At 70.7% G+C, this 21,632-nt stretch carries 15 protein-coding genes; 9 read left to right on the forward strand and 6 right to left on the reverse strand.

The annotated features are described in order from the left end of the window. Positions 1-215 precede the first annotated feature (215 nt). The 8 genes from AB0M63_RS11100 (at position 216) to AB0M63_RS11135 (ending at position 7,802) form a co-directional block, all read left to right on the forward strand. On the forward strand, positions 216-1,058 hold the full coding sequence (locus tag AB0M63_RS11100) for a M24 family metallopeptidase (protein ID WP_355910409.1): 843 nt from the start codon (positions 216-218) through the stop codon (positions 1,056-1,058). Beyond that, the gene (locus AB0M63_RS11105) at positions 1,055-2,824 is read left to right on the forward strand and encodes an SDR family oxidoreductase (protein ID WP_355910406.1); all 1,770 of its coding nucleotides are present in this window, start codon (positions 1,055-1,057) and stop codon (positions 2,822-2,824) included. The genes AB0M63_RS11100 and AB0M63_RS11105 overlap by 4 nt, the downstream gene beginning before the upstream one ends. Next, positions 2,821-3,723 carry a metal-dependent hydrolase gene (locus AB0M63_RS11110; RefSeq protein ID WP_355910403.1) on the forward strand — a complete coding sequence of 301 codons (903 nt, stop codon included), beginning with the start codon at positions 2,821-2,823 and terminating at the stop codon, positions 3,721-3,723. The genes AB0M63_RS11105 and AB0M63_RS11110 overlap by 4 nt, the downstream gene beginning before the upstream one ends. Continuing rightward, complete coding sequence (locus tag AB0M63_RS11115; protein ID WP_366019174.1) at positions 3,720-4,685, forward strand: MerR family transcriptional regulator; 966 nt, start codon at positions 3,720-3,722, stop codon at positions 4,683-4,685. Before AB0M63_RS11110 ends, AB0M63_RS11115 begins: the two co-directional genes overlap by 4 nt. Before the next feature lie 122 nt (positions 4,686-4,807). Continuing rightward, positions 4,808-5,356, forward strand: a complete 549-nt coding sequence (locus tag AB0M63_RS11120; protein ID WP_355910397.1) for an RNA 2'-phosphotransferase — start codon at positions 4,808-4,810, stop codon at positions 5,354-5,356. Between the two features lie 56 nt (positions 5,357-5,412). Continuing rightward, positions 5,413-5,871, forward strand: a complete 459-nt coding sequence (locus tag AB0M63_RS11125; protein WP_355910394.1) for a hypothetical protein — start codon at positions 5,413-5,415, stop codon at positions 5,869-5,871. A 42-nt stretch (positions 5,872-5,913) separates the two neighbouring features. Further along, positions 5,914-6,816, forward strand: coding sequence for an LLM class flavin-dependent oxidoreductase (locus tag AB0M63_RS11130; protein ID WP_355910391.1), 903 nt, complete (start codon positions 5,914-5,916; stop codon positions 6,814-6,816). A 98-nt stretch (positions 6,817-6,914) separates the two neighbouring features. After that, positions 6,915-7,802 carry a Cof-type HAD-IIB family hydrolase gene (locus tag AB0M63_RS11135; protein ID WP_355910388.1) on the forward strand — a complete coding sequence of 296 codons (888 nt, stop codon included), beginning with the start codon at positions 6,915-6,917 and terminating at the stop codon, positions 7,800-7,802. A 38-nt stretch (positions 7,803-7,840) separates the two neighbouring features. On the opposite strand, the gene AB0M63_RS11140 is transcribed toward AB0M63_RS11135, so the two are convergent. From AB0M63_RS11140 to hisC, 6 genes are all read right to left on the reverse strand, one after another. After that, positions 7,841-8,887 carry a M23 family metallopeptidase gene (locus tag AB0M63_RS11140; RefSeq protein ID WP_366019175.1) on the reverse strand — a complete coding sequence of 349 codons (1,047 nt, stop codon included), beginning with the start codon at positions 8,885-8,887 and terminating at the stop codon, positions 7,841-7,843. Positions 8,888-9,001: 114 nt separating this feature from the next. Next, positions 9,002-10,687: a GAF domain-containing protein gene (locus AB0M63_RS11145; RefSeq protein ID WP_366019176.1), complete on the reverse strand. Its 1,686-nt coding sequence runs from the start codon at positions 10,685-10,687 to the stop codon at positions 9,002-9,004. A gap of 61 nt (positions 10,688-10,748) precedes the next feature. Beyond that, complete coding sequence (gene cydD, locus AB0M63_RS11150; protein ID WP_366019177.1) at positions 10,749-14,246, reverse strand: thiol reductant ABC exporter subunit CydD; 3,498 nt, start codon at positions 14,244-14,246, stop codon at positions 10,749-10,751. A gap of 70 nt (positions 14,247-14,316) precedes the next feature. Next, on the reverse strand, positions 14,317-15,321 hold the full coding sequence (gene cydB / locus AB0M63_RS11155) for a cytochrome d ubiquinol oxidase subunit II (RefSeq protein ID WP_366019178.1): 1,005 nt from the start codon (positions 15,319-15,321) through the stop codon (positions 14,317-14,319). A 21-nt stretch (positions 15,322-15,342) separates the two neighbouring features. Further along, positions 15,343-16,851: a cytochrome ubiquinol oxidase subunit I gene (locus AB0M63_RS11160; protein WP_355910373.1), complete on the reverse strand. Its 1,509-nt coding sequence runs from the start codon at positions 16,849-16,851 to the stop codon at positions 15,343-15,345. Between the two features lie 224 nt (positions 16,852-17,075). Beyond that, positions 17,076-18,155: a histidinol-phosphate transaminase gene (hisC, locus tag AB0M63_RS11165; protein ID WP_366019179.1), complete on the reverse strand. Its 1,080-nt coding sequence runs from the start codon at positions 18,153-18,155 to the stop codon at positions 17,076-17,078. Positions 18,156-18,604: 449 nt separating this feature from the next. On the opposite strand from hisC, the gene AB0M63_RS11170 reads away from it, so the two are divergent. Beyond that, positions 18,605-19,717, forward strand: coding sequence for a LacI family DNA-binding transcriptional regulator (locus AB0M63_RS11170; RefSeq protein WP_355910367.1), 1,113 nt, complete (start codon positions 18,605-18,607; stop codon positions 19,715-19,717). Positions 19,718-21,632 lie beyond the last annotated feature (1,915 nt).

Raw genomic sequence — 21,632 nt, forward strand, 5'->3', positions numbered from 1 at the left:
CACTCCGGTCGTCAACCCGCAGAGCTGTCCTCACATCAGACTCCAGGCGTACGGGTCCGTAGGGGTTCCCCTGCTTGAGGGCTACGTGACGGGCCCGCGCACTTATCCACAGGTGGAGATCAAGGCTATTGACGCAGCCTCTAACGACTGTCACATTCATCAGTGTCAAGTTACGAGCACGTACCGCAGTCGGTGTGGACAGGTGGGGCGGTGGCATGACTACGGCGGTGACAGGCGAACTCTCCGCGGAACTGCGGGGGTTCAGGGAGGTCCAGCGGCTGGCGTACGAGTGCGCCGAGGCCGTGGCGGCCCGGCTGGAGCCCGGGGTGACCGAGCGCGACGCGGCCCGGATGCAGCGGTCGTGGCTGCGCGCGCGAGGGGTGCGGGACTGGTTCCATCTGCCCTTCGCCTGGTTCGGCGACCGCACGGCGTTCACGGACTTCCGGGTGCCGCTCCAGTTCTTCCCCACGGGCCGCCGACTGGAGCCCGGGATGCCGTTCATCCTGGACATGGCCCCGGTGTACAAGGGCTTCACGGCCGACATCGGGTATTCGGGCTCCCTGGGGGCGAACGCGGTGCAGGACCGGCTGATGGCCGACCTGGAGGCACATCGCGAGCTACTGCTGCGCGAGGTCCGCGAGCGGCGCCCGCTGCGTGAGATCTACGAGGACGTGGACCGCCTCATGGTCCGCCAGGGCTACGCCAACCGGCACCGCGCGTATCCCTTCGGCGTGATCGCGCACAAGGTCGACCGGGTGGCCGAACGCCCTTGGTCCCCGCGGCTGTTCGGGTTCGGCACCCAGGCCCTGAAGGGCCTGGCGAGCGACGCGCTGCACGGCCACCGCGAGGGCTGGTCCCCGCTGTGGTCGCCGTACCGCTTCTCCGACCATCCCCCGCACCCGGGCCTGTGGGCGGTCGAGCCGCATCTCGGATTCCGGGGCACGGGCGCCAAGTTCGAGGAGATCCTGGTCGTCACCGACTCCAGGGACCCCGAGCAGAGCGCCTTCTGGCTGGACGACGATCTGCCGCACGTGCGGCGCTGGGCGGAGGACAAGTGAGCCTTGAGGGTGCGCGCGAGCGCCGGGTTCTGACCGGCGGAGTCGAGCTGTGCGTGGCCGAGCTGGGGGACCCGTCGAACCCGACGGTCGTCCTGGTGCACGGTTATCCCGACAGCAAGGAGGTCTGGTCCGAGGTGGCCGGCCGCCTCGCCGACCGCTTCCATGTCGTGCTCTACGACGTCCGGGGCCATGGCAGGTCCACGGCTCCGAAGCCGTTGCGGGGCGGGTTCACCCTGGAGAAGCTGACGGACGACTTCCTGGCGGTCGCGGACGCGGTCAGTCCGGACCGGCCGGTGCACCTGGTGGGGCACGACTGGGGTTCGGTGCAGTCCTGGGAGTTCGTCACCGTCGGGCGCACCGAGGGCCGGATCGCCTCCTTCACCTCGATGTCCGGACCGTCCCTCGACCACTTCGGGCACTGGATCAACAAGCGCCTGACCCGGCCCACCCCGCGCCGCGTCGGTCAACTCCTCGGCCAGGGCGCCAAGTCCTGGTACGTGTACCTGCTGCACACGCCCGTGCTGCCCGAACTCGCCTGGCGCGGCCCGCTCGGCAAGCGCTGGCCGAAGATCCTGGAACGCGTCGAGAAGGTGCCGCGCGGCGACTACCCGACCTCGTCGCTGCCCCAGGACGCGGCCCACGGCGCCTGGCTCTACCGGGACAACGTCCGCGCGAGGCTGCGCAGGCCACGCCCCGACGCCTACGCGCACGCGCCCGTGCAGCTCGTCACGCCCCTGGGGGACGCGTTCCTCTCGGAGCGGCTCTACGACGAACTGGAGCTGTGGGCACCGGGGTTGGTGCGCCGTACGCTGCCGGCGAAGCACTGGATCCCACGGACGCGCCCCGATCAACTGGCTTCGTGGATCGCGGAGTTCGTGACCGCCCACGAGGACGGCGGGCAGCCGGCATCGGCCTCTGTCGTCAAGGCCTCGGGTCGGTACGCCGAGCGGTTCGGCGGGCAGCTCGTGCTGGTCACCGGGGCGGGCAGCGGGATCGGGCGGGCCACGGCGTTCGCCTTCGCCGAGGCGGGGGCGCGGGTGGTGGCCGTCGACCGGGACGCGGAAAGTGCCGCCCGCACCGCCGAGTTGTCGCGGCTGATCGGCGCCCCCGATGCCTGGGCGGAGACGGTCGACGTCTCCGACGAGCAGGCCATGGAGAAACTCGCCGAGAAGGTCGCCGCCGAGTACGGCGTGGTGGACGTCCTGGTGAACAACGCCGGAATCGGACTCTCCGGTTCCTTCTTCGACACCACCCCGGAGGACTGGAAGAAGGTCCTCGACGTCAACCTGTGGGGTGTGATCCACGGCTGCCGGCTCTTCGGGAAGCAGATGACGGAGCGCGGCCAGGGCGGCCATATCGTCAACACCGCGTCGGCGGCGGCGTTCCAGCCGTCCAAGGCGCTGCCCGCCTACAGCACCTCCAAGGCGGCCGTGCTGATGCTCAGCGAGTGTCTGCGCGCCGAACTGTCCGGGCAGGGGATCGGCGTCTCGGCGATCTGCCCTGGCCTCGTCAACACCAACATCACCTCGACCGCGCACTTCGCCGGGGTCGACGCCGACGAGGAGAAGCGGCGCCAGAAGAAGTCCGCGCGCCTGTACGGCCTGCGGAACTACCCGCCGGAGAAGGTCGCCGACGCGATCCTGCGGGCGGTCGTCCGCGACCAGGCCGTCGTGCCGGTCACTCCGGAGGCGCGCGGCGCCCATCTGATGTCCCGGTTCGCCCCGCGCGCGCTGCGGGCGATGGCCCGGCTGGAGCCGCCGCTGTGACCTCCGAGAACGAGCACGACGCGAACGAGCACCACCCGATCACGCCCCGCCGGGTCTCCTTCGACTGGTCGCGCACGCCCCTGCACTGGATCCCGGACGAGCCGACCGCCACCCATGTCATCAACGTGCTGCACCTGCTGCTGCCGGCGGGGGAGCGGTGGTTCGTAAGGGTCCTCAAGGAGGGCCTGCCGCTGGTCAGGGACCCCGAACTCCTCGCGGACGTCAAGGGGTTCATGGGCCAGGAGGCCACACACAGCGTCCAGCACGCGCACGTGCTGGACCAACTGGCGGCCCAGCGGCTCGACACCGCCGACTTCACCCGGTACGTCGACTTCCTCTTCGAACGGCTGCTCGGCGAACGCCCGCCGCTCGGCGCGCCGGTGCCGGACGCCGAGTGGCTGCGATTCCGGCTGGCGGTCGTCGCGGCGATCGAGCAGTTCACGGCGGTGCTGGGCGACTGGATCCTGGCCGCGGAGGCCCTCGACCGGGCGGGTGCCGACGAGATCATGCTCGACCTGCTGCGCTGGCACGGCGCGGAGGAGGTCGAACACCGCGCGGTGGCCTTCGACATGTTCCAGCACTGCGGAGGCCGCGGTCTCCCCCGGTACGCCCGCCGTGTAGCCGGCATGGCGGTCACCGCGCCCGTGATGCTCTACCTGTGGGCCTGGGGCACGGCCTACCTGATGCGCCACGACCCCCAACTCGCCGGACGCGTCCGCTACTCGCTCGCCGAACACAACAGGGCGGTGCGCAAAGGCCTGTTGCCGACCTGGCGCTCGCTCGGCGCGGCCCTCCCGCGCTACCTGCGGCGCTCCTACCACCCGTCGCGGGAAGGGTCGTTGAGCCGCGCGGTGGAGTACCTGAAGAGGTCACCGGCGGCCCGGGCGGGGGCCGCGTGAGTTCCGGGCCCGGTCCGGGTTCCCGTCCCGCCGAGGGCGGCTACCGCATCGAGGACCTCGCTCGGCTCAGCGGCGCCACCGTCCGGACGATCCGCGCCTACCAGGACCGCGGTCTGCTCCCCCGTCCCGAGCGGCGTGGCCGGGCCAATGTGTACGCCGACGTCCATCTCGCCCGCCTGCACCAGATCGCCGACCTTCTCGACCGCGGCTACGGCCTGGCCTCCATCAAGGAGTTGCTGGAGGCCTGGGACACGGGCCGGGGTCTCGGCGGGGTCCTCGGGCTGGTCGCCGAGGTCGACGGGCCGTGGACGGACGAGGAGGCGGTGCGGATCTCGCGCGCCGAGCTGGAGCGGCGCTTCGGCGGCAGCCCGGACGACGCGGCCGTCGCCGAGGCCGTCGAACTCGGCGTCCTGGAGCCGGTCACCGGAGACACGGAGTCCTTCCTCGTGCCGAGCCCCCAAGAGCTGGCGGTGGCCGTCGAGTTGCACGCCTCCGGGGTACCGCTGTCCGCGATCTCGTCCCATCTGCGGGAGTTGAGGGTCCAGGTCGAGCACATCGCCTCCCGTTTCCTGGAGTTCACCACCGAGCACGTCTTCGCCCGCTACCTCGACGGCCCGCACCGTCCGACGGACGCCGACGCGACCGAGGCGGCCTCCCTCGTACGACGGCTGCGGCCGCTCGCCCAGCAGACCGTGGACGCGGAACTCGCCCGCGCGATGCGCCTGTTCGCCAACCGTTCCCTACGCGAGCACCTCGGTTCCCAGGAGCCCCGGACGACAGCGCCGACGTCACGTTCCGTGGCTGTGCCCGAGACGACAATGCAAGCCGTGGAAGCGCTCGTTGGTCCGGAGAAGGCTGCCGACTTCATCGCGCTGGCGGCTGAACGGGAGCTGCGGGCAAGGGCGTTGGATGCGCTCATGCCAAGGGGTGGGCCCCCAGCCGATCTTGACGAACAGGTCTGACATGACAGGGAGTTGTCCACAGAAACGCCAATTCCCCTGTGGATAACTACAGTTGGTTGTGGATCAAACATCGGTGACAAAAGAAAATGCGTGACCCGTGTCTCTCCCGTCATGCTGAGCGGATGGATGAAAGACGCACCGTGAAGGTGTCGAAGTACCTCTCGAAGCACCTGCGCCACCAGCCCGAGCGGATCGGGCTCACTCTCGACGAGGCCGGCTGGGTCGAGATCGACACACTGATCGCCGCCTGTGCCGCACACGGGTTCCGCTTCAGCCGTCAGGAACTCGACCATGTGGTGGCGACGAACGACAAGCGCCGCTTCGCGATCGAGGGCACCCGAATCCGCGCCAGCCAGGGCCACAGCATCGAGATCGACCTCGGACTGCCCCCGGCCAGCCCGCCGCGGTACCTCTTCCACGGCACGGTCGCCCGCAACCTGGACGCGATCCGCGCCGAAGGGCTCCGCCCCATGAACCGCCACGCCGTACACCTCTCCGCCGACCGCGAGACCGCGACCCGGGTCGGCGCCCGCCGCGGTCGCCCCGTCGTGCTCTCCGTGGCCGCCGGCGCGATGCACGGCGACGGCCATGTGTTCCGGGTCAGCGAGAACGGGGTGTGGCTCACGGAGGCGGTGCCCCCGCAGTACCTGCGGTTCTCCGAGACACACTGACCCCGCACAGCCGGACAAGTACCGCCCGGTCTGGCCTCGACCACCCCACCCCCGGCATGATCAGAGGTATGGACCACCTCCCCACCACCGAGGCCGCCGTCACCGCCCTCCGTGCCATCGCGGCCGAGTACGGGCGCGAGATCGAGGTCACCCATGACATCGGCGCCGACCAGACCTCACGCCGCAGCTCCGCGGGTGTCGGTGTCACCACCGACCCGGACGGTTCACTCCCGCACGAGGCTCTCGTCGAGTTCGGCGGAGTACCACGCGTCAGAGTGCTGCTCTATCCCGAGGACGACGCCCTGATCACGGTCGAGGGCATCGAGTGCCCCGACATCGCCCGCGACGACGTCCCCGTCTTCCTCCGCTCCGTCTTCGGCGGCCTCGCCCACGTCAAGACCCGCCGTTTCCCGCCCGGAAGCCGCCTGGTCGTACCGCTGCCCGGCGACAGGGTGCACAAGGAGTGGATCTCGATGATCGGCCTCACGCCGTGGCTGAGCAGCCGCGTGCGGTGAGGGTTTCACGTGAAACACGGACGGCCGCATAGCCTGGGAGCCATGAACCTGCGCCTGAGCACCGTGATCCTCCCGTACCGCCGCTGGAACGAGGGGAGTCGCGAGGCTTGGCAGCGCGCGGAGCAGCTCGGTTTCCACACCGCGTACACCTACGACCACCTGTCCTGGCGCACCTTCAGGGACGGCCCGTGGTTCGGTGCCGTACCGACGCTGACCGCCGCCGCGGCTGTCACGGAGCGGATGCGGCTGGGCACACTCGTCACCTCGCCGAACTTCCGGCATCCGGTGACCCTCGCCAAGGACCTCATCTCCCTCGACGACATCTCCGACGGACGGATCACGCTCGGCATCGGAGCGGGCGGCACCGGTTTCGACGCCACCGCGCTCGGACAGGAGCCGTGGACCCCACGGGAGCGGGCCGACCGGTTCGGGGAGTTCGTACCGCTGTTGGACCGGCTGCTCACCGAGGACTCGGTGTCCTACGAGGGTGACTTCTACTCGGCCCACGAGGCCCGGAACATTCCGGGGTGTGTGCAGCGGCCCCGGCTGCCGTTCGCGGTGGCGGCCACCGGTCCTCGCGGTCTGCGACTCGCCGCTCGCTACGGCCAGGCCTGGGTGACCACCGGCGATCCCCGGCTGTTCGAGAGCGGCACCCCTGAGCAGTCGGTTCACGCCATTCGCGGGCAGGCCGAGAAGCTGGCCGACGCCTGCGCGGCGATCGGCCGGGACGCGGCCGAGGTCGACAAGATCCTGCTCACCGGTTTCACCCCGGACCGCGGCCGTCCGCTGGAGTCCCTCGGCGCCTTCGTCGACTTCGCGGGCCGGCACCAGGAACTGGGCTTCACCGACATCGTGATCCACTGGCCCGTCCCGGACTCCGACTTCGCGGCGGACGAGAAGGTCTTCGAGCAGATCGCGATGGAAGCCCCCACCCAACTCCGCTGACCCGGCGGGCACAACGGCACCTGGACGACCGGCGCAACGGCCCTGGTGAGGGCCGTAACCACTCACATGTGCGCACTCACGCACGGGCGTGCGGGCATATGCGGGAGAATGGCCCGGTGACCTCAGCGACTCGACAGCCCGAGACCCCGGCCTCCGCCGTCCCGCCACGGCTGATCGCCACCGACCTGGACGGCACTCTGCTGCGCGACGACAAGTCGGTGTCCCCTCGCACGGTGGCCGCCCTGGCGGCCGCCGAGGAGGCGGGCATCGAGGTCTTCTTCGTGACCGGCCGCCCGGCCCGCTGGATGGACGTCGTCAGCGACCACGTCCACGGCCACGGCCTGGCGATCTGCGGCAACGGCGCCGCCGTGGTCGACCTGCACGGCGGCCCCGGCGCCCACCGCTTCGTGAAGGTCCGCGAACTGGCCCGGGAGAACGCCATCGACGCCGTAGGGCTGGTGCGCGAGGCGGCGCCCGGCACGGTGTACGCGATCGAGCAGACCTACGGCTTCTACCAGGAGCCGGCGTATCCGAAGCTGCACATGGAGACCCCGGACACCCTCGCACCCGCCGAGAAGCTCCTCGCGCCGGACGCTCCGGGGGCCGACGAGCCGGTGCTGAAGATCCTCGCGTTCCACCCCACGCTCGACCCCGACGCCTTCCTGACCACCGCCCGCCTCGCCCTGGGCGACCGCGCGACCGTCACCCGCTCCAGCCCCAGCGCCCTGCTGGAGATCAGCGGACCCGGCATCTCCAAGGCGAGCACCCTCGCCCTGTGCTGCGCGGAGCGCGGCATCGCGCCCGAGGAGGTCGTCGCCTTCGGGGACATGCCGAACGACGTCGAGATGCTCACCTGGGCGGGACGGTCGTACGCGATGGGCAACGCGCACCCGGCGGTGCTCGCCGCGGCCTCGGGCCGCACCGTCGACAACAACGAGGACGGCGTGGCCGTCGTGATCGAGCGGATGCTGGCCGAGCGGCGGTAACGGGCGAAGTCCTGGAGCACGCCCCTTGCACAAGTGGCTCAGCCGACCGGGACTCCCCGCTGAGCCAGCCAGGGCAGCGGATCGACCGCCGATCCCATCTCCGGGGTGACCCGTACCTCGAAGTGGAGATGCGGGCCGGTGGAGTTGCCGGTCGTGCCGGACTGGCCGATCCACTGGCCGGTGGTCACCCGCTCCCCCTGGTCGACGGCGACGGCGGCGAGATGGGCGTACTGCGTGTAGTAGCCGCCCGGGTGCTCGATCACGATCTCGATGCCGAAGGCGCCTCCGCACGACACCCGCACCACCCGGCCCGCCCCGGCCGCCCGCACCGGCGTGCCGATGGGCACCGCGAAGTCCTGGCCGGTGTGCCGGTTCGCCCAGCGGGAGCCTCCGCTGCCGAATCCGGCGGACAGCTCGACGTTCTCCACCGGGGTGACCCACGGGTCGGTGACCTGGGTGGGCGGCTGGTCGAGACGGACGGCGCCCCGGCAGGTGCCCGCCGCGACCGAGGCGTCCGCCTGACCCTGCAACTGCCCGCGCGCCTCTTCGAGTTTCCGCTCGATGCCCTGCTTCAGCTCGGCGAGTTCGGCGTTCCGCCGCTCCAGCGTCCGCCACGCCGACGCGGCCTTCGCCTCGTCGGCCGCGAGGCGTACCTCGGCGCGACGGCTCCTGCCGATCGCGTTGCCGACCGCCAGATCCGCCTGCGAGAAGACATGCTGATCACGCATCAGATCCTCGGGACTGTCCGCGAGGACGATCCGGGCCACCATCGGGACGCCACCGGCGCCGCGGTACTGCGCGCGGGCGATCCGGCCCAGCTCCTCGTGCAGCCGTGAGATCTCCTGCCGTTGTCCCTCCAGCCGCGCCTCGGCCCGCCGGGCCGTGGCCCGTTGCGCGTCGGCCGCCTGCCGACCGGCCTCGTACCGCTGGGTCGCCAGGGCGGCGTCCCGGTACAGCCGCGCCACCCGTGCGCCGGCGCCGACGGCCGGGGAGTCACCGTCGCCGTCGCCAGGACGGGCCGCCAGTACGGCGATCGCGCACAGCAGCACCGGAACGAGCAGCGGATGACGGCGAGATGAGCGCATGTCAGCGATCGTGACCCGCGCGGCGGACCGACGCCCTGTTCACGTCGTACGCATGGGGGACAGGTTGCGGCGAACGGCTCAGCGGGAGCCGGTGGCGACGGGTGCCGGCAGGGCTCAGTGGGGCACCTGCCACACCACCGTCGTACCGCCGCCGTCCGTGCCGATGCCGGGCCCGTATCCGCTGTCGCCGCCCAGGGATTCGGCCCTCCGCCTGAGGTTCCTGAGGCCGCTGCGGCGACCGCCGGCGGGGATGCCGACCCCGTCGTCCGCGACGGTGAGCCGTACGCCCGGCCGCCCGTCGGGGAGGACCGCCGTCGCGTCGACGACGACCTCGATCCGCGTGGCCGCCGCGTGCCGGAACGCGTTGGAGAGGGCCTCGCGCAGGGCCGCGATGAGGTTCTTGCCGGTGAGGTCGCCGACCGTCGTGTCGAGCGCGCCGACGAAACGGTGCGCGGGCTGGAAACCGAGCGGCACGGCGGCCATGTTGATCTCCCGCAGCACCCTGGTACGCAGCCCGGAGGGCGCCTCGGCGGGACCTTGCTGGAGCGCGAAGATCGCGGTGCGGATCTCCTGGATGGTGACGTCGAGTTCGTCGACGGCGTTGCCGACGCCCTGCCGCACCTCGGGGACGAGCGAGTCGCGCCGGGCGCTCTCCAGCATCATCCCGGTGGTGAACAGCCGTTGGATGACCAGGTCGTGCAGGTCACGGGCGATGCGGTCACGGTCCTCGTACACCGCGAGGCGCTCCCGGTCCCGCTGTGTCTCGGCCATCATCAGTGCGAGCGCTGCCTGCGAGGCGAACTGGATCGCCAGGGTGCGTTCCGCCTCCGTGAACGGCCGCCCGCCCCGCGCGCGTGGGGTGACGAGGGCTCCCAGGACGCGCCCGTCGCTCTGCAGGGGCAGCGCCATCACCGGCCCGTAGGCGCGCCCGAAACCGGTGATCATACGGGGATCGGTGGCCGCGTCCGCGACGAACACCGGCTGTCCTTCGAGGAGTTCGGCCACGATCCCGCTCTCCGGGGGCACGACCGTGCCGAGCGCGTCCGACGGCCGTCCCGAGGCCACGGCGACGATCTCCATGCCGCCCTCGTCGGCGGGCAGCAGCACGATCCCGGCCGCCGATCCGGACAGCCGGCGGGCCCGTTCCGCGACGACCTGGAGCGCGTCCTCGGCGTCCCCGCCGGACAACAGGGCGGTCGTGACGGCCACCGACCCGTCGATCCACCGCTCACGCTGCTGGGCGGCCTCGTACAGCCGGGCGTTTCCGATGGCGATGCCGGCCTCGGTCGCCAGGACGCGGACCATGGTGAGGTCGTAGTCGTTGAAGGGGTCCCCGCCGCGCTTCTCGCCCAGATAGAGATTCCCGAAGACCTCGCCCTGGACGCGGATCGGAACGCCGAGGAAGCCGCGGATCCTGGGATGGTGCTCGGGAAAGCCCGAGAACCGCGGGTCCTCGGTCACATCGACGAGCCGGACCGGATCCGGCTCCCGGATCAGGGCACCGAGCAGCCCCTTGTGCCCGTCGGGAAACCGTCCGATGCGCCGCGCGATCCCCGCGTCCACCCCGTGGAAGACGAAGTCGGCGAGAGCGTCACCGTCCTCGTCGACGACGCCGATCCCCGCGTAACGCGCGTCCGTCAGAGCGGCCGCCGCCCCGCAGATCCGCTCCAGCGTGGAGTGCAGTTCGAGTCCGCTGCCGACGGACCGCATCGCTTCCAGCAACTGCGGCATCCGTACGGCCAGTTCGGCCGCCGGCCCCGAGGACGGCGACGGGGGACCGGGACTCGGGGCGGCTGACATACCCCGAGCCTAATTAGTCCCCTTTGTGACGGAAAGTCGAGGGCGTCGGCCGCAGGGCTCCCTACCCGGCCGTCACCAGCGATTCCGACTCCGCCTCCCGCTCCGCCATCCCCCGCAACGGCCCCTCCACCGAGGCCAGTCCGGCGTACGGCCCCCGCTGCACGACCCGCCCCTCGTCCAGCACGATCACCTCGTCCACGTCCTCCAGCCCCGCCAGCCGGTGCGTGATCAGCAAGGTCGTACGACCCTCCGTGGCGGCCAGCAGATCGGCGGTGAGCGCGTCGGCGGTCGCCAGGTCCAGATGCTCGGCGGGCTCGTCGAGCACGAGCACCGGGAAGTCGGCGAGCAGTGCGCGGGCGAGCGCCAGCCGCTGCCGCTGCCCGCCGGACAGCCGGGCCCCGTGCTCACCGACGAGCGTGTCCAGTCCCTCGGGCAGAGCGTCGACCCAGTCGAGCAGCCGGGCACGCTCCAGCGCGGCCCGCAGGTCGTCCTCGGTCGCGTCCTTCTTCGCGAGGAGCAGGTTCTCGCGCACCGAACTGTCGAAGAGGTGCGCGTCCTGGGCACACAGCCCGACGAGCCGTCGTACGTCGTCGCCGTCCAGGGCGTACGCGTCCACGCCGGCCAGCGTGTACGAACCCGCGTCCGCGTCCAGGAAGCGCAGCAGCACCTGTGCCAACGTCGTCTTGCCGGACCCGGAGGACCCGACCACGGCGACCCGGCGCCCCTTCTCCAGCGTCAGGTCGAGCCCTGCGAGCGCGTCCCGGTCCTGGCCGGTGTGCCGGGCGGCCAGTCCCTGTACGACGAGCGGGAACGGCGTCGCCGGCGCCTTGCGGGGCCGCTCCGGTTCCCGTACGGGCTCGGGGGCGTCCAGGACCTCGTACACGCGCTCCGCGCTCTTGCGCACCCGCTGCCGGTACTGCACGGCGAGCGGCAGTCCGAGGACGGCCTCGAAGGCTGCGAGCGGGGTGAGGACGACCACGGCCGTCAGCACACCGTTGAGCCGTCCCGCGGCGACGGCCTGCGCTGCCACGAGGGCGGTGGCGGCGACGGTCAGGCCGGAGATCAGCGCGGTGAGACCGTCACCGAGCGCGGTGGCGGTCGCGGCGCGGGAAGCGATCCGGGTGAGGGTGCCGTCGGCCCGCCCGGCCTCGGCGGTACGGGCGGGCAGTGCGCCGGCCACCGTCAACTCGGCGGTGCCGGTGAGCAGTTCGGTCACGCGGATCGCGAGCGCCCCGCGAGCCGGGGCCAGCCGCCGTTCGGCACGGCGGGCCACGGCACCGGTCACGAGGGGGACGCCGACACCGGCCGCGAGGAGACCGGCCGCGAGCACGGCACCGGCCTCGGGCAGCAACCAGGCCGTGAAGCCGACCGTCGCGGCCGAGACGGTGGCCGCGACCCCGGCGGGCAGCAGCCAGCGCAGCCAGTAGTCCTGGAGCGCGTCCACGTCGGCGACCAGCCGGGACAGCAGATCGCCGCGGCGGGTGTCGCGCAGTCCGGCGGGCGCCAGCCGCTCAAGCCGCCGGTAGACGGCGACCCGGGTGTCGGCCAGCATGCGCAGCACCGCGTCGTGCGACACGAGCCGCTCCGCGTACCGGAACACGGCCCGCCCGATCCCGAAGGCCCGGGTCGCCGTCATCGCCACCATCAGATACAGCACGGGCGGCTGCTGCGAAGCACGTGAGATCAGCCACCCCGAGGTGGCCATGAGACCGACAGCACTGCCCAGCGCGAGACTTCCCAGCAGCAGCGCCAGGGTGAGGCGTCCGCGCCGGGCACCGGACATGGCACGGACCCGGGCGAGCACGCCACCCGCGGGTGCCGAGATCCGTGTCCCGCATTCGTCGGGAACAGCGGGACTCACCGCCGCCTCCGACGAGACCGGGCGTGCGTCGACGAGCGCCGGCACGGCGTCCGCGCGAGCCCCGGCCGCGCCCTCCGTCACCCGCACCACCCGGTCCGCCACCGCCAGCAGGGCCGGCCGGTGCACCACGAGCAGCACCGTCCGCCCGACCGCCAACCGCCGTACCGCCTCGACCACTTCGGCCTCGGTCGCCCCGTCCAGCGCGGCCGTCGGCTCGTCGAGGAGCAGGACGGGCCGGTCGGCGAGGAAGGCCCGGGCGAGCGCCAGCCGCTGCCGCTGCCCGGCGGACAGTCCGGCCCCGTCCTCGCCGAGCACGGTCCCGACGCCCTCGGGCAGCGCGTCCACGAACTCCAGGGCCCCGGCGTCGGCCAACGCCCGCCGTACGGCCGTGTCGTCGGCGTCGGGCCGGGCCAGCCGTACGTTCTCGGCGATCGTCCCGGCGTACAACTGCGGCCGTTGCGGCACCCAGGCGATCCGTGACCGCCACCGCTCCAGGTCGGCGTCGGCGAGATCGACTCCCCCGACCCGCACCCGGCCCTCGCTGGGTCGCACGAACCCCAATAGGGCGTTCAGGAGCGTCGACTTGCCCGAGCCGCTCGGTCCGACGAGGGCTACCGTCTCTCCGGGTGCCACGGCGAAGGACAGGTCCGAGACCGCGTCCACGGACCGCCCGGGATACCGGACCGTCACACCCTCGAACTGCAGGGCGTCGGTGGGGACTTCGGCGGCACCCGAGGCCGGCACCGGTGTCTCCAGTACCGAGAAGATCTCCTCGGCGGCCGCGAGACCCTCCGCCGCCGCGTGGTACTGCGCGCCTACCTGACGCAGTGGCAGGTACGCCTCGGGCGCCAGGATCAGGACGACCAGACCGATGTAGAGGTCCATGTCCCCATGGACGAGCCGCATGCCGATCGTCACCGCGACCAGGGCCACGGAGAGGGTCGCGAGCAGTTCCAGCGCGAAGGAGGAGACGAAGGCGATCCGCAGCGTCCGCATGGTCGCCTGCCGGTACTCGCCGGTGATCCGCCGGATCGACTCGGCCTGTGCCTTGGCCCGCCCGAACACCTTCAGGGTCGGCAGACCCGCGACCACGTCCAGGAAGTGCCCGGAGAGCCGGGACAGCACCTGCCACTGACGGTCCATCCGGGACTGCGTGGCCCAGCCGATCATCACCATGAACAGCGGGATGAGCGGCAGGGTGACGACGATGATCGCCGCCGAGACCCAGTCCTCGGTGACGATCCGCGCCAGCACCGCCACCGGCACGACCACCGCGAGCCCCAACTGCGGGAGGTAGCGCGAGAAGTAGTCGTCGAGGGCGTCGACGCCCCGCGTGGCGAGGGCGACCAGCGACCCGGTCCGCTGGCCGCTCAGCCAGCCGGGGCCCAACTCCACGGACCGCTCCAGCAGCCGTCGCCGTAGCTCCGACTTCACGGCGGCGCTGGCACGGTGGGCGGCGAGTTCGGTGAGCCAGGAGACCAGGGCGCGGCCACCCGCGACGGCCACCAACAGCAGCAGGGGAGTGCGGAGTTCACCGACCGAGTGACCGTGCTGGAAGGCACCGACCACCACCTCGGCGATGAGCATCGCCTGAGCGATGACCAGCGCCGCCCCGACGGCCCCCAGACCGACGACCGCCACCATGAACAGCCGTGTGGCGCGGGCGTATTGGAGCAGGCGTGGGTCGATTGGTTTCACGTGAAACACACCCTCTTCTCAGGAGGTCCCGTCGGGGTGTGTTTCACGTGAAACACACCCCGATCCGGACTCAGTGCACTGCCTCGGCGATGTGCTGCGTACCGATCCGCTTGCGGAACACCCAGTACGTCCAGCCCTGGTAGAGCAGGACGATCGGGGTGGCGATCCCCGCACACCAGGTCATGATCTTCAGGGTGTACGGGCTCGACGAGGCGTTGGTGACCGTGAGGCTCCAGTCCGCGTTGAGCGAGGACGGCATGACGTTCGGGAAGAGCGACAGGAAGAGCATCGCGACGGCCGCCACGATGGTGACGCCGGAGAAGGCGAACGACCAGCCCTCACGCCCGACTTGGATCGCCATCAGCGCCGCGACCAGTGCGGCGACGGCCACGACCATCGCGACCAGGCTCTTGCCGTCACCGCTGTCGACCTGCGTCCAGACCAGGAAGAGCAGCGCCAACACGGCTGTGAGGAGCCCGACTTGAAGGGCCAGCTTGCGTGCCCGCATCCGGATGTCCCCGACGGTCTTGAGCGCCGTGAACACCGCGCCGTGGAAGGTGAACAGCGTCAGCGTCACCAGGCCGCCGAGGATCGCGTACGGGTTGAGCAGGTCCCAGAAGTTGCCGGCGTAGTCGAAGTTCTTGTCGATCTTCACGCCCCGCACGATGTTGCCGAAGGCCACGCCCCACAGGAACGCGGGGAGCAGCGAGGTCCAGAAGATCGCTGTCTCCCAGTTGCGCTGCCAGTTCTCCTCGGGCCGCTTGGCCCGGTACTCGAAGGCGACGCCCCGGACGATCAGGCAGACCAGGATGATCAGCAGGGCGAGGTAGAAGCCGGAGAAGAGGGTGGCGTACCACTCGGGGAAGGCGGCGAAGGTCGCGCCGCCGGCCGTGAGGAGCCAGACCTCGTTGCCGTCCCAGACCGGACCGATCGTGTTGATCAGCACCCGCTTCTCGGCGCGGTCCCGGGCGAGCAGCTTGGTGAGGATGCCGACCCCGAAGTCGAAGCCCTCCAGGAAGAAGTAGCCGGTCCACAGGACGGCGATGAGGACGAACCAGACGTCGTGCAGTTCCATGACTGTTGCAGCTCCCTCGGCCTAGTACGAGAAGGCCATCGGCTTGTCGGCGTCCTGGGAGTCGCCGCCGATCTTCGTGGGCGGGTTGAGGTCGGCCTCGGTGAGTTCCGGCGGGCCGGCCTTGACGTACTTCGCGAGCAGCTTGACCTCGATGACGGCCAGGACGGCGTAGAGCGAGGTGAAGACGATCATCGAGGTGAGGACCTCGCCCTGGGAGACGCTGGGGGAGACGGCGTCACGGGTCTGGAAGAGGCCGTAGACGACCCAGGGCTGGCGGCCCATCTCGGTGAAGATCCAGCCCCAGGAGTTGGCGATGAGAGGGAAGCCGAGGGTCCAGATGGACACCAGCCAGTAGAGCCTGGTGAGTTTCGGGCCGAGGGTCTTGTTCTTGAAGAGGACCACGTTCGGCACTTCGTCCTCGCCGACCCGCAGATGCTGGGCCAGCATGAACTTCTTGCGGGTCAGCCAGAGCCCGGCCAGGCCGATCGCGAAGGACGCCATGCCGAAGCCGATCATCCAGCGGAACGCCCAGAAGGTGACGGGGATGATGGGCCGGTAGTCGCCGGGGCCGTACTTCGCCTGCTCGGCCTTGTTGGTGTCGTTGATGCCGGGGACGTACGAGTTGAAGTCGTCGTCGGCGAGGAACGACAGTATCCCGGGGATGGACAGCTCGACGGTGTTGTGGCCCTTGCTGACATCGCCGTAGGCGAAGATCGAGAACGGCGCGGAGTTCTGGCCGTCCCACAGGGCTTCGGCGGCCGCCATCTTCATCGGCTGCTGCTTGAACATGACCTTGCCGAGGGTGTCACCGCTGACCGCGGTGAGCAGGCCGGCGATGGTGACGGTGACCAGGCCCAGCCGCAGCGAGGTCTTCATCACGGAGATGTGCTTCTTGCGGTACAGGTGGAAGGCCGCGATGCCGACCATGAACGCGCCACCGGTCAGGAAGGACGCGGAGAGCGTGTGGAAGGCCTGCGCGAGCGCGGTGTTCTGGGTCAGCACATGCCAGAAGTCGGTGAGTTCGGCACGCCCCTTGGCCTTGTTGATCTTGTAGCCGACGGGGTGCTGCATCCACGAGTTGGCCGCGAGGATGAAGTACGCCGAGAGGATCGTGCCGATCGACACCATCCAGATGCAGGCCAGGTGGATCCTCTTGGGCAGCTTGTCCCAGCCGAAGATCCACAGCCCGATGAAGGTGGACTCGAAGAAGAACGCGATCAGTGCCTCGAAGGCGAGCGGGGCACCGAAGATGTCACCGACGAACCGCGAGTAGGCGGACCAGTTCATGCCGAACTGGAACTCCTGCACGATGCCCGTGACGACGCCCATGGCGATGTTGATCAGGAAGAGCTTGCCCCAGAACTTGGTGGCCCTGAGGTACTTCTCCTTCTCCGTGCGCACCCATGCGGTCTGCAGCCCGGCCGTGAGCGCGGCGAGCGAGATCGTCAGGGGGACGAACAGGAAGTGGTAGACGGTGGTGATGCCGAACTGCCATCGCGCCAGGGTCTCCGGCGCCAGAGCCAATTCCACGTCGTCAGTCTCCTTATGTCGCCGTGGTCACAGCGGCAGTTTGCCCTTCATGTCCCGTACAACACTGGACAACCAGGACACGCTTGTGAACGCGTTCACATTCACAAGCAATTATGCCGCATAGCCGTTCGACACTCGATGGGCGGGGGTCCCTAACGCGGTCCGACCGGCCCCACCAAGCCGGGACCGGTCGGCTCATGGCGCCTCAGAGCGCTTGTGGGGCTTCAGAATTCCTTGCGGAACCCCTCCGTCACCTTCAGGAAGATGTCGTTGGCCTCGGTCTCCCCGACCGTGACCCGCACACCCTCGCCGGCGAACGGCCGCACCACCACACCCGCCCGGTCGCACACCTCGGCGAAGTCGACCGTGCGCTCCCCCAGCCGCAGCCACACGAAGTTGGCCTGAGTCTCCGGGACCGTCCAGCCCTGGGCGCGCAGCGAGTCGACCACACGGGTGCGCTCGCCCACCAACGAGCCGACCCGGCCCAGCAGTTCGTCCTCCGCCCGCAGCGAGGCGATCGCCGCCTCCTGCGCGAGCTGGCTCACGCCGAAGGGCACGGCCGTCTTGCGCAGCGCCGCCGCCACCGGCTCGTGCGCGATCGCGAAACCGACCCGCAGCCCGGCGAGGCCGTACGCCTTGGAGAAGGTCCGCAGGACACAGACGTTCGGCCGGTCGCGGTAGAGTTGGACGCCGTCCGGCACCTCCAGATCGCGGATGAACTCCCGGTACGCCTCGTCCAGCACCACCAGCACATCGCCGGGCACCCGGTCCAGGAAGCGCTCCAGCTCGGCCCGCCGTACGACCGTGCCCGTCGGGTTGTTGGGGTTGCAGACGAAGATCAGCCGGGTCCGGTCGGTGACGGCGTCCGCCATCGCGTCGAGGTCGTGCACATCGCCCGGGGTCAGCGGCACCTGCACCGCCGTGGCCCCGCTGATCCGCGTGATGATCGGGTACGCCTCGAAGGACCGCCAGGCGTACATGACCTCGTCGCCGGGGCCGCTGGTCGCCTGGATCAACTGCTGGGCGACGCCCACCGAACCGGTGCCGGTGGCCAGGTGGGAGACCGGGACGCCGAACCGTTCCGCCAGCTCGTTCATCAGGCCGGTGCAGGCCATGTCCGGGTACCGGTTGAAGGACGCGGCGGCCGCGGTCACGCTCTCCATCACGCCTGGCAGCGGCGGGTACGGGTTCTCGTTGGAGGACAGCTTGTAGGCCACCGGACCGTCGGCCGCGGCGGGCTTCCCCGGCTTGTAGGTGGGGATACCCTCCAGCTCGGCGCGCAGCTTCGGGCTCGTCTCGCTCACCGCAGTCCTCCTTGTGACCACCACCGGTCTTGTGACCACCACCGGCTTTCAATACTGCTCACCTTATGAGGATTCGGTGCCGCCGCGTACAGGTCGGGTCCGGGTGAGCGGACGCCGGACGTCGGCCGGGACCGCCCCACGCGTCACATCCGCATCAGGGGCAACACCCCATCAAGGCGTACGAACCGGGGGCGCGCCGTACATATATCTATGCGCTGGTGGCTCACTCCGTAGCGCGCATCCCTCGTACAGGTGAGTTGAGACCTCTTCGAAACATGGGGGGCTTGGCAGGCCCATGCGCGCCGACAAGTCACGTAGTGCCATTGCAGCGTTTAACTGACTTTGTTTCTAAGGTAGTTGACCCCTTCTGACCATGCAGAAACGTGCCTGTCAACGCGTGCATATGCGTCCGCACTACCCCACCGCATGAGCCCTACTATCGGCTCGCCATGACAGCAGCAGGGAAGCACCAGGTGAGCCGCGCGGAAACCTCTCGTCGAGGAAGCCGGCCGGGCCGGGCGGGAATCAGAGACGTGGCCGCCGCGGCCGGAGTCTCCATCACGACCGTCTCCGACGCCCTCAACGGCAAGGGCCGGCTCCCGGACGCCACCCGACGCCATGTCCGAGAAGTGGCCGACCGGCTGGGCTACCGGCCCTCCGCGGCGGCCCGCACCCTCCGTACCGGCAAGTCGGGCCTCATCGGCCTGACCGTGACGACGTACGGGGATGAACCTTTCACCTTCACCGAGTTCGCGTACTTCGCCGAGATGGCGCGGGCCGCCACCTCGGCCGCGCTCGCCCGCGGCTACGCCCTCGTGATCCTCCCGGCGACCTCGCGCCACGACGTGTGGTCGAACGTCGCCCTGGACGGGACGGTGGTCATCGACCCGTCCGATCACGACCCGGTGGTCAGCGAACTCGTCCGGCAGGGTTTACCGGTCGTCTCCGACGGCCGCCCGGCCGGCACGCTGCCGGTGACCGCCTGGGTCGACAACGACCACGAGGCCGCCGTCCTCGGCATCCTCGACCACCTGGCCGACGCCGGCGCCCGCCGGATCGGCCTGCTGACCGGCACCACGACGGACACGTACACCCACCTCTCGACCACTGCATACCTGCGTTGGTGCGAGCGTGTGGGCCAGGATCCGGTGTACGAGGCCTATCCGGCGCACGATCCGTGCGCGGGTGCCGTCGCCGCCGACCGGCTGCTCGCCCGCCCCGACCGGCCCGACGCGGTCTACGGCCTGTTCGATCCCAACGGCACGGATCTGCTGGCCGCGGCCCGCCGCTACGGGCTGCGCGTCCCGGAGGACCTGCTGCTCGTGTGCTGCAGCGAGTCCACGGTGTACGCCAACACCGAGCCACCGATCACCACGCTCTCCCTGAAACCGCGGCGCATCGGCACGGCGGTGGTCCAACTCCTCATCGACGCCATCGAGGGCATCGATTCGGACCAGCCGATCGAGCAGGTGATACCGACGGAACTGATCGTGCGGACGTCGTCCCAGCGCCGTCCGCCTCGGACCACGGTCAGTCCGCCTCGGTCGCCTGAGGGGAAGTAGGGCGGGCGGTGCCCCCCCCGGGGGGGGTGGGGCGCGGTTCGGGGGCGCGCTGGTGTGGTCCGGGGTGGGAGCAGGGCATCCGCCCGGGGCGGTACGGGGACTCGTGGTGGGCGAGGCGAAGGCGCGCGGGGTGACGCCGGGTGCTGTGGGAGGGGAGCGGGGCTTGAGGTGTTGTGACGGAGCTTGCCTCGGCTGTCGTGACCCGGGGGACACAGTCGGGCTGCCGCCCACGCCGTAGTCACGCCGCACGGTTCCGGGACTCCCACCCGGCGCCGTGCGGGCAGGGCCTCGGGGTGGGCCGGGTGAGCGATGGGAGTCCGGGCGTCGTACCAGCGGGGGCGAGGCCCGGACTCCCGTCGGGTGCCGTTGCCGTTGCCGTTGCCGTGCCGGGATCCACTCGGCTACGGCGGACAGGGCGGACGGTGTTCGAACTTCCGACGGCCGCCTCAGGGGGGCGGGATGCTGTCCCGGACTTCCACTGGGCCGTAGCGAACGGATGGAACGGCGTTCCGGGCTCTTGTCGGCCTCACGGACGGGCGGAACGGAGTCCCAGACTCCACCGGCCCACACCCAAGTACGGAACGACGCCGCACTTCCGCCGCGCTGCGGCGGACGGGCGAAAGAGCGTCCCCGACTTCCATCGGCCCTCACGCACGGGCGGAACGCTGCCCCAGACTTCCACCGGCCCACACCCAGGTACCGAACGGCGTCCGGACTTCCGCTGAGCTGCACCGAACGGAACGGAGTCCTCGACTTCCGTCGCCCCTCACCCAGGTACGGAACGGCGTCCTGGCTCCCACCTGACCGTCGCCGACGAGCGGACCAGCGTACGGACTCCCCACCAGCCCTCACGCCCGGACGAAACCCTGTCCCGAACTCCCACCTGGCCGCCGCCCCCCGGACGGAACGGTTGCCCGGACGCCCACCAGGCCATCGCGGACAGGCGGATCGGTCCCGGACGCCACCGGCCGCCTCGCACGGGCGAAACGGCGACAGGACTACCACGGCCGCCGCGGACAGGCAGACCGATGCCCCAGCCTCCTACTGGCCGCCGCGCGGACGGAACGGTGCCCGGACGCCCACCGGGGCCGTCACCGACGGGCAGATCGGCCGCAGACTCCCACCGGCCGCCGCATACAGGCGAGACCGCGTCCGGACTTCCACTGGGCCGCCACGGACGAGCGGATCGGCGTACGGACTCCCCCCAGCGGCTCTCGCGCACGGAGGAAACGCTGTTTCGGACTCTCACTGAACCGTCGCCGACGGGCAGAGCGGCCATGGACTCCCGCACCCGCCTCACACAAGCGAAACCGCAGCCAGGCTCCCACCTGGCCGTCCGCCGACGGGCAGAGCGGCGTAAGGACTCCCCACCCCCTCACGCATGGACGAATCGGTTCCCCGAACACCCACGTGGCCACCGCGCACCGACGGAACGACGTCCCGGTCGCCCACCCAGCCGCCGCCGACAGGCAGTTCGGCCGCGGACTCCCACGTCCGCCTCACACATGCGGAACGGCGTCCGGACTCCCACCTGGCCGTCGCCAACGGGCAGACCGGCGTACGGACTCCCCACCCGCCCTCACGCACGGACGAATCCCTGCCCCGAACACACACTTGGCCGCCGCAGACGAGCGGATCGGCGTCCCAGACTCCCACCAGCCCTGGCGGACGAGCAGATCGGCGCCCCACGCTCCCACCAGCCCTGGCGGACGAGCAGATCGGCGCCCCACGCTCCCACCAGGCACCCCACCACCCGGACCGGCGCCAGTACTCCCACCCGATACCGCGAAGGGCGGACCCGGCACCGCAAAGATGGCCCTGTCACCGCGATGGGCGGACCCGGCGCCGTCAAGGCAGCCCTCCCACCGCGCAGATGGACCCGGCACCGCCCAGGCAATCGAACCCGGTGCTCAAC

This window comes from Streptomyces sp. NPDC051576 (assembly GCF_040681835.1).
GTDB lineage: Bacteria > Actinomycetota > Actinomycetes > Streptomycetales > Streptomycetaceae > Streptomyces.